The following is an 8,846-nucleotide window of genomic DNA, read 5'->3' on the forward strand; positions in this document are numbered from 1 at the left end:
GTCGGCGGTGAACTGCGTGAAGGACTGGTTCAGCAGGTCGGCCTCCGACCCGGTGATCCCGCCCGAGATCTTGACGGTCTGACCCGACAGATCGCTGGAGCTGCTGCTGGGGCTGCCCTCGGCGCACCCGACCAGACCGAGCCCGAGGGCTCCGATCAGTGCGACCGGCGCTAGGACGTGGCGCCGCTGCAGTGTTGCCATGTGATTCCTCCTCCTTGAGTGCACGGAATTCTTCCGTCTCACATACCGATTCCCCCGGAACCGGTTCCACAGCACCGTATTCGAAGTTCACGCGATCCACAACCAGCGCCGGTCACGAATCCATAAACCCCACTATTCGTGCGGTGATTCCAGGTTCTGGTGCTCATATCGCGCCGATTTCCCCTTTGTGAATCGCCGTCCCATGTGGAACCGGTTCCCTAAAGTTTCTGTGATCATCTAGACTGCGACGGAAAGTCCCGCGACCACCGGTCGCACGAACCCGTCGACGATGAAGGGATCGAGAGTGAGCGGCATCGCCGACGTCGCCCGCCTGGCCGGGGTCTCCAAGTCCACTGCGAGCCGCGCGCTCAGCGGGGGCGGCTATGTCTCCGAGGAGACGCGCAAGAAGGTGACGGATGCCGCCACCACTCTGGGCTACGTGGCGTCCGCCAACGCCGCCGGCCTCGCAACGGGTCGCACGCGCACGATCGCCGTCATCGTGCCGAGGGTCAACCGGTGGTACTTCGGCTCGATGATCGAGGGCATCACCCGCGCGCTCATCCCGGCCGGCTACGACCTGACGCTCTACGTCGCTGAGCCCGCGTCTCAGGATCGCGAGAGCATGTACCGCTTCTTCCTGGCCCGGAAACGATTCGACGGCGTGCTCGCGGTGGCACTCGAACCCGACGACGACGACATCGAGAAGCTGATCGGCATCGGCAAGCCGACCCTGTGCGTGGGCAACGGGCTCAACGGAATTCCGACGATCGGCATCGACAACATCGCGATCGGGCGGATGATCACGCAGCACCTGATCACGCTCGGCCACCGCGAGATCGCCTTCCTCGGGGTGACGCCCTACGACTCCCCCCGCGCACGCGATGTCGCGGACCGGTGCATCGGCTACGAGCAGGCGATGAGACAGGCCGGGCTCGAGGCATCCATGCGCTCGACGCCCTCGACCCTCACCGTGACGGACGGCTACGCGGCCGCCGTGCCGCTGCTGGCCGACATGGAGTCGCGCCCCACGGCGATCGTTGCGGCGTGCGACGAGATCGCGATCGGTGCGATCATCGCGGCGCGCCGACTGGGCGTGCCCGTGCCGGGCCAGCTGAGCGTCGTCGGCGTCGACGGCCACGACTACGCCGAGATGTTCGGACTCACCACGATCGTGCAGCACCCCGAGGAGCTCGGCGAGCTCGCCGCGCGCACCCTGCTCTCGCTCATCGACGGCGACACGGACGTGCCCGACCGGCTGCAACTGCCGACGCGGCTCGTGGTGCGATCCTCGACGACGGCGCCCGCGACCTCCGGCGCCTGAGCGCAGACGACGCTGCCCGCCCCCGGCGAACCGGGGACGGGCAGCGCGATGGCGGATGCCTCAGCTGCGACGGTTGCGCACCGTCATCCGTGCGGCGGCACCGGCCCCGAGGAGCAAGACGCCTGCCCACAGCAGCCACTGCAGATCCTGACCGCCGGTGCGCGGCAGAGCCGCGAGCGACGGGTCGGCGATCGTCACGGCCTGCCAGCCGATGACGTTCCCGTCAGCGTCCTGGACGACCAGACTGTGGGCGCCGGAGACCCCCGCGGGGATGGTGACGGTGACGTAACCGCTCGCATCGACGAGGAACCACGTGCCGATGCGCACCGGGGTGGAGTGCACCCACACCGTGACCCACTCGCCGGCGTGCTCGACGCCGACGTAGATCTTCACCGCATCCCCGACGGAGGGAGTGGTGTCGCTCGCGGAGATTTTGCCCTCGAGCGCGGCGGTCAGCGCGGCATCCGGGACGGGGAGCGGGATGATCGACGGCGGAGTGGTGCCGGGGACCTCCGTTCCGGGTCCCGTGCCGGGCAGGCCCGTGCCGTTCGAGACCGTGAGCGGCACGGTGACCTTGGTTCCCGATGCCGGTGAGGTGAGCACCACGGACGTCGACGCCGGAGCATCGAGCGGAACCGTGAACGACACCGTGGCGGTCCCGTTGACGAACGCGACCGGCGTGAACGTCGCCGCGCTGCCGGCGACCGCGTACTCCAGCGTGGTGTTCAGCGGCGAGCCGAGCGACGTCATGTCGATCGCGGACACCGTGAACGACACCTGGTCGCCTGCCGAGACCGCAGTGGTCGGCGCACCGAGAACCTGCGCCGAACGGCTGGCGAAGTCCGGCGAGACCGGCTGATGCGTCTCGAGGTAGCTGATCCACGCGTCACGGTCGATCAGACCCGAGTCGCGCGTGTTCGTGCCCTGAGCGAAGGTGCGGAAGTTGTCGCCGCCCTGCAGCAGGAAGTTGAACGAACCGATGCGGTACGAGGCCGCGAGGTCGATCGGCTTGCCGTCGATCCAGATTCCCGTGATGTGGCTGCCCCGCGCCGCGGTCGCGTCGAACGTGTACGAGACGTTCTTCGACAGCCCGAGCTGGAGGTAGGAACGCGACGGGATCGTGCCGTCGGCGTTGGTCTGCCACTGCTCCTCGAGCACGGCCTTGAACTGCGCGCCAGTGAGGCTCGTCGTCCAGAGGTTGTTCACGAAGGGGAGCACCGCATTCGCCTCGGCGTAGGTGATCGTGCCATCCGGAGCGTAGAAGAGCTCGGCGCGCAGACCGCCGGGGTTGACCACACCGATCTCGGCGCCGCCGCGATCGGCCGAGCCGAGCGAGGCGACGAGAGAGTCGGCCACGAGGTTTCCGATCGTGGACTGGCCGGCACGGTTGTCGCGGGCGGTGGCGCCTGCGTACTTCCCGTCGACGTAGCTGCCACCGGTGTACGACGTCGTGATGTCCGCCGTGACCGATCCCTTCGGCTGGTTGCCGATGGCCGCCGCGCTCGCGAGTGCAGCGTTCGTGATCGCGTTGACCTCGGCCACCCGGGGGTAGGTCGAGATCAGCGTGGCCGCCGGGGTGGTCGAGCGGGAGATGTTGCGTGCCGTGTAGCCGAGCACGTCATGGGACGCGCCGTCGATCGAGAGCACGACCTGTCCGAGGTTCTCGCCGTAGTTGCCGGTCTGAACGATGGGGCGGGTCTTGCCTTCGACACCCGGGACCGGGGCATCCCACACGTACTGCTTGTGGGTGTGGCCGGTGAAGATGACGTCGACGCTGGACGAGGTCTTCGTCACGATGTCCGCGAACGCACCGCCGGCCGCGACCTCCTGGTCAAGCGTCGCCTTCTCCGGGGTTCCCGCCCCCGCTCCCTCGTGGTACTCGGCGACGATCACGTCGACCGTGCCGGCGAGTTCCGCCGCGACGCGGTTCACGGCCGCGACCGGGTCACCGAAGGTGAGTCCGGTGATGCCGCCGGGAGCGACCAGGCTCGGGGTCTCCTGCGTGATGACGCCGATGACCGCGACCTTCAGGCCACCCGCGTCGACGATGGTGTACTCGGGAAGCGCCGGCTCGCTGGTGCCCGCCTTGTAGACGTTGGCGCCGAGATACGGGAAGTCCGCCGCATCCTGCACGCGACCGGAGAGGTCGGCGTAGCCGCGGTCGAACTCGTGGTTGCCCACAGCCGACGCCGCCAGGTCGAGCGCGTTGAGCACGTCGAGGGTCGGCTTGTCCTCGGCGACCGCGGAGGCGAACAGCGAGGCACCGATGTTGTCACCGGCCGACAGCAGGAGGGTGTTGCCTTCGCCGTAGGCGGCGCGCTGCTCCTCGACGGTTCCCGCGAACGCGACGGTGTTGCCGTCGATGCGCCCGTGGAAGTCGTTGATGTTGAGGAGGTTGAGCTCGATCTTGTGCGACAGCGTCACACCCACCACGAGCGGGTCGTGGTCGCTCGATCGGAATGCGTCGGCACGGTAGAAGTCGGTCGCGTTGTAGTTGTAGCGGCTGTACTCCAGCGCCACGGACTCACCTGCGTTGATGTTCCACACGTGCGCACCCGTGACCGCGGCCTGAGCCGACGGCGACGCGAAGATGTGGTCGAGCGAACCCGACTGGCCGCTGAACGAGTAGGTGTACTCCTCGGCGCCCTGCTGGATGTAGCCCGCGTCGGTGATGACCTTGATCGGGTCCTCCTGGCTGTAGGAGTTGAAATCGCCCAGCAGGAAGACCTTGTCGGTGCCGACGGACGTCTTCAGCCCATCGGCGAACGCCACGAGCGCGTGCGCCTGAGCCACACGCGATGCGTTGCTCGCGCCCTGGCCGTCGCCCTGGTCCGCGTCCGCGCCCGTTCCCGACCCCTTCGACTTGAAGTGGTTCACGATGGCGATGAACTGCGCAGAGGTGCCGTCGGCCGCCGTGAAGGCCTGGGCGAGTGGTTGGCGCGCGTTCGAGAAGGCGCTGTCGTTGAGCACGACGGAGGCGCCGACCGGCTTGACCAGCGATGCCTTGTAGATGAACGCCGTGCGGATGACATCCTGCTGGTCGAGCGGCAGGAGCGCATCGGCTGCCGGCGACGGCACGAACGACCACTGCTCGGATCCGAGGGCGCTGTTCAACGCGTTCACGAGCGTCGAGAGCGCGGAATCCCGGTCCTTACCGAACTTGGACGAGTTCTCGATCTCCTCGAGCGAGACCACGTCGGCGCCCAGCCCGTTGATCGCCGCGACGATCTTGTCCTGCTGACGCTTCAGGTTCGCTGCGTCGGCGGCGCCGCGCGGGCCCGATCCCGAGCAGTTGTTCACCGTCACGTTGTTGCCCGCGCGATCGGTGTAGAACGAGCAGGTGTTGCCGGCGGCGACATAGTCGGCGCCCGTGGTGGTGAAGTAGTTGAGCACGTTGAAGCTGGCGAGCTGGATGTCGCCGCCGACGTTCGGTGCGCTCGTGGGACGCCCGTCCGCGATGGCCACGAACGAGGTGTCTCCCCCCGCCAGGAGCTGCGCGGTGGGCTGGAACTTCCAGGTGCTGTTGCGATAGTCGAGCACGACAGGCTTCGCAAACGTGACCGGAGCACCGACGGTGATGTCGTGATCGCTCAGGTACGGGAGCGCGATGCTCTTGTTCGCGGAGCTGAGGAAGTTGATGGATGCCCCGTCGTCGAGCGTCACACCCCGGGCGGCGTTGTCCGCCACGGCCTGCGCGTACGCGGCGGTGCCGGGTCGGGCGATCTCCGTCGGCGTGATCAGCGGGGTGGTGCCGGTTGCCAGACCGATCTCGGCGTACTGGTTCGTCGAGTAGGTGTTGGTGACGGTGTAGTCGCCCTGGGGAAGGATCAGCATGCCCTCGAGCGACTCGCGCTGCTGGTCGGTCGCGGGGAAGGCGACAGTCGCAGCCGCGACGGGCGCCGGCGCCGTCTCGGACAAGACCGTCGTGCCATTGGCGGTGCCGTTGATCTCGGTGAGCCCCTGGTACTCGGTCACGCTTCCGGTGACCTCGACATACTGGCCTACGGAGACCTTCGCCGTCGCGGCCGAGCCGAAGACGAAGACCGCATCGGATGCGGTGTGGGTGCCGAAGTCGATGGCGCCGCCGGTGCCGGGGGTCTGGATGTAGAAGCCGTTGAAGCCGCCGGTCGGGTAGGCCGCGGTCACGACTCCGCGGGTGGTGACGGTCTGACCGGAGAGCGGTGAGGTGTCGCCGGTGCCCTGAATCGCGGAGATCGGCGTGATCTCACCCGGCGCCGTGGTGGGCGACGTGGTGGGCGTCGGCGTGCTCGATGCGGTCGGCGAGGGCGAGGCGCTGGGAGAGTCGGTCGGGTTCGGTGTGCTGCCCGAGCCGGAGTTCTGGGGGGTGACGGTCGTCGTGACCGTGAAGTCCGTGGAGTTGTCGTCGGTGTCGACGAAGCCCGTGCGCGTCAAGGCGTTGGGCGTGGTGTTGCCGCCGGCGTCGGGGGCGGCCTTGGTCTCGAACGTGTTGCCGCTGCCGTAGCCGAGGAGGTCCACGACGCCCGGGGTGCCGACCACCGAGCCCGGGGTGAGGGTGAGGGGGGAGGACTGGTCGGAGAGCCAGAGCACGCCGTTCTGTCCACCGGGGTTGAAGCTCGTCACCTGATCGGGCGTGGGCAGCGCGACGCCGTTGGCGCCGTTCGAGGCGGCCTGCACGAGGAAGTACGAACCCGGGTTGATCGTGCCCGAGAGGGTGACCGTCGTCGCCACGCCGGTGCCGGACGCGGACCGGTACTGGAGCGACCAACCGGTCAGGTTCTGCGCGGTCCCTCCGGCGTTGTAGAGCTCGATGAACTTGTTGGTGAAGGGCGCGCCGGCGCTGCCGCCCTTGAGGTAGGCCTCGTTGATGATGACGTCGGCCGGGGCGGGTTCTGCCGCCGAGGCCGCGAGCGCCGTGCCGGGCGCTGCGATGCCGATGAGGAGGGATGCGCCCGCGATGATGGCGAGCGCTCTCCTGCGTGGCTGGGAAATGGACATGAGTCTCCTAGTTCAGGGCTGAGAGCAACCCTGTGAGGCTAAGAGACCCGATGTTGGTCAGGACGACATTTCTGTGACGAGTGTGTGAACGGTCGATGAGATTTCTCTCATGCGCGAACTCCAGACTCTGCGCTATAGATGCGTCGCGCACTGCGCATATCGGCGGGACGAGGTATCCGCCATCAGCACATCGCTCCGGACAGGACGAAGGCCCCCGGCGCAGTGCCGGGGGCCTTCGGAGCTGAGAGCAGCGGGATTACTTGAGGGTAACCGTCGCGCCGGCCTCTTCGAGAGCGGCCTTCGCCTTGTCGGCGGCCTCCTTGTTGGCGCCCTCGATGACGGCCTTGGGGGCGCCATCGACAACAGCCTTGGCCTCGCCGAGGCCGAGCGAGGTGAGCTCGCGGACGACCTTGATGACCTGGATCTTCTTGTCGCCGGCAGCCTCGAGGATGACGTCGAACGAGTCCTTCTCCTCGACCTCCTCGGCGGCACCACCGGCGCCACCGGCGGCCGGAGCGGCCGCGACGGCGACCGGAGCGGCGGCGGTGACCTCGAAGGTCTCCTCGAACTTCTTGACGAACTCGCTGAGCTCGATGAGCGTGAGCTCCTTGAAGGCGTCGAGCAGCTCCTCAGTGCTGAGCTTTGCCATGATGTTTCTCCTTGATTGGGGTTTGTCCACCGCGGGCCGACTCAGGCCGCGGACTCCTGCTTCTCACGCAGCGCGTCGACCGTGCGAACGGCCTTCGACAGCGGGGCGTTGAAGAGATAAGCGGCACCGAACAGCGAGGCCTTCATCGCACCGGCGAGCTTCGCCAGCAGGACTTCACGGCTCTCGAGGTCGGCCAACTTGTTGACCTCGTCCGCGCTCAGGGGGGCACCGTCGAAGTAGCCGCCCTTGATCACGAGAAGAGGGTGTGCCTTGGCGAAGGCGCGCAGGCCCTTCGCGACGGCGACCGGGTCACCGTGCACGAAGGCGATGGCCGAAGGACCGGCAAAGTCCTCGTCCAGCTCCGTGATCCCCGCGTTGTTCGCGGCGATCTTGGACAGCGTGTTCTTCACCACGGCGTACTCCGCGTCCTGACGGATGGTGTTGCGGAGCTCCTTGAGCTCGGCAACCGTCAGACCGCGGTACTCGGTGAGCAGTACGGCAGTCGAGTCCTCGAAATTCTTCGTGAGCTCGGCGACCGTCGCTTCCTTCTGCGCCATGGCCACTCCTTGTATCCACGTGACGATCCGCGATGGCGGATCGCCGGCCTGAGACCTTCCCGGCAACGAAAAAAGCTCCGGCGCAAGCGCACGGAGCTTCACATGCCCGATGATCGGGAGTTCGTTCGTACACCTGCGCGGGCCCCTGCGTTGCAGAGCTTCGATCGACCTGCGCTGTCGCGCACGACGATGACCGGCGGTCTTCGGCTTGACATCAGCATACGGGATGCCGCTGCCCCCGCCAAACCCGAAGGCCCCGCCGGTGTTCAGCGGGGCCTTCGGGTGGATGCGGCGGATCAGCTCCGGCGCTGCGGGCGCACTCGCGCGATGACTCCCGCGCCGATGAGAAGGAGCGCGAGCATCGTCACGCCGCCGAGCCACGAGGCATCCGCGCCGGTCTTGGGCAGGGCGCCGCTCGCCGGCAGCCCCGTGGCCGGCGGCAGGCTCAGCGCGACCGAGGACCATCCGATGACGTTGCCCGAGGCGTCGAGCACGACGAGCCGGTGCGATCCGCTGACACCGACCGGCAGCGTGACCGTGATGGTGCCGTCGGCCGCCACCTGGTACCAGCCGCCGACCTGCGTGGGCGTCGAGTGCAGCCAGACGGTGACCCACTGTCCGGCGTACTGCGTGCCGACGGTGATGACCACCGTCTCGCCCGCGACCAGGTTCGGCGACGGCACGCTGATGAGACCTTCGAGCTCGGCCAGCAGCTGCTCGTCGGTGGCGGGCACCGGCGTCGTGGTCGGCGGGATCGGCCCGGTCTGTCCGGCCGCGACCTGGATCGGGACCACCACCGTCGTGCCACCCGGAGCGACCGTCAACTCGATCGTGCTCTGCGGCGTCGCGTCGACGGGGAACGTCAGCGAGACGTTCGCGGTGCCGTTCGTCACCGGGATGGGCGCGAACGTCGCCGAGCTACCGGTGACCCGGGGGGTGACGGTCGTGGAGCGCGGGCTGCCGAGAGACGTGAGGTCGACGCTCGACAGTGCGAACTCGATCGTCTGCCCCCGCATGACCGACGCGGGCACCCCGGTGAGCTGGGCCGAACGACTCGCGAACTGGGGCGAGAGCCCCGGATGCGCCTGCAGGTAGGAGATCCACGCGTCGCGGTCGATGAGGCCCGAGTCGCGCGTCGAGG

Annotated in this window: 5 protein-coding genes and 1 pseudogene; 1 reads left to right on the plus strand and 5 read right to left on the minus strand. The window is 68.0% G+C overall.

Going from position 1 to position 8,846, the window contains the following annotated elements; all coding sequences use genetic code 11:
• A pseudogene (locus ASG00_RS17265) lies at positions 1 to 201 on the minus strand (carbohydrate ABC transporter substrate-binding protein); the annotation flags it as partial.
• Positions 202 to 505: 304 nt separating this feature from the next.
• On the opposite strand from ASG00_RS17265, the gene ASG00_RS05835 reads away from it, so the two are divergent.
• Positions 506 to 1,522, plus strand: a complete 1,017-nt coding sequence (locus tag ASG00_RS05835) for a LacI family DNA-binding transcriptional regulator (RefSeq protein WP_045247317.1) — start codon at positions 506 to 508, stop codon at positions 1,520 to 1,522.
• Positions 1,523 to 1,582: 60 nt separating this feature from the next.
• Here ASG00_RS05835 and ASG00_RS05840 read toward each other — a convergent pair whose 3' ends face one another.
• The 4 genes from ASG00_RS05840 to ASG00_RS17270 all read right to left on the minus strand — a co-directional run.
• A complete protein-coding gene (locus tag ASG00_RS05840; protein ID WP_082483085.1) occupies positions 1,583 to 6,499 on the minus strand; it encodes an ExeM/NucH family extracellular endonuclease in 4,917 nt (1,638 codons plus the stop codon).
• 256 nt (positions 6,500 to 6,755) lie between these two features.
• Positions 6,756 to 7,148: a 50S ribosomal protein L7/L12 gene (gene rplL / locus ASG00_RS05845; protein ID WP_045247318.1), complete on the minus strand. Its 393-nt coding sequence runs from the start codon at positions 7,146 to 7,148 to the stop codon at positions 6,756 to 6,758.
• Positions 7,149 to 7,189: 41 nt separating this feature from the next.
• Positions 7,190 to 7,705 (minus strand): 50S ribosomal protein L10, encoded by a 516-nt coding sequence (gene rplJ / locus ASG00_RS05850; RefSeq protein WP_045247319.1) that lies wholly within the window; start codon positions 7,703 to 7,705, stop codon positions 7,190 to 7,192.
• Between the two features lie 296 nt (positions 7,706 to 8,001).
• The coding region (locus ASG00_RS17270; RefSeq protein ID WP_235559237.1) for an LPXTG cell wall anchor domain-containing protein at positions 8,002 to 8,846 on the minus strand (845 nt) is incomplete at its 5' end.

Origin of the sequence: Microbacterium sp. Leaf351 (assembly GCF_001423825.1) — a bacterium.
Classification (GTDB): Bacteria; Actinomycetota; Actinomycetes; order Actinomycetales; family Microbacteriaceae; genus Microbacterium; species Microbacterium ginsengisoli.

What these genes read in the sequence shown, in the direction of transcription:
- ASG00_RS05840 (WP_082483085.1), bottom strand. Translation starts at nt 6,499, where the DNA reads ATGTCCATTTCCCAGCCACGCAGGAGAGCGCTCGCCATCATCGCGGGC.
- rplL (WP_045247318.1), bottom strand. Translation starts at nt 7,148, where the DNA reads ATGGCAAAGCTCAGCACTGAGGAGCTGCTCGACGCCTTCAAGGAGCTC.
- rplJ (WP_045247319.1), bottom strand. Translation starts at nt 7,705, where the DNA reads ATGGCGCAGAAGGAAGCGACGGTCGCCGAGCTCACGAAGAATTTCGAG.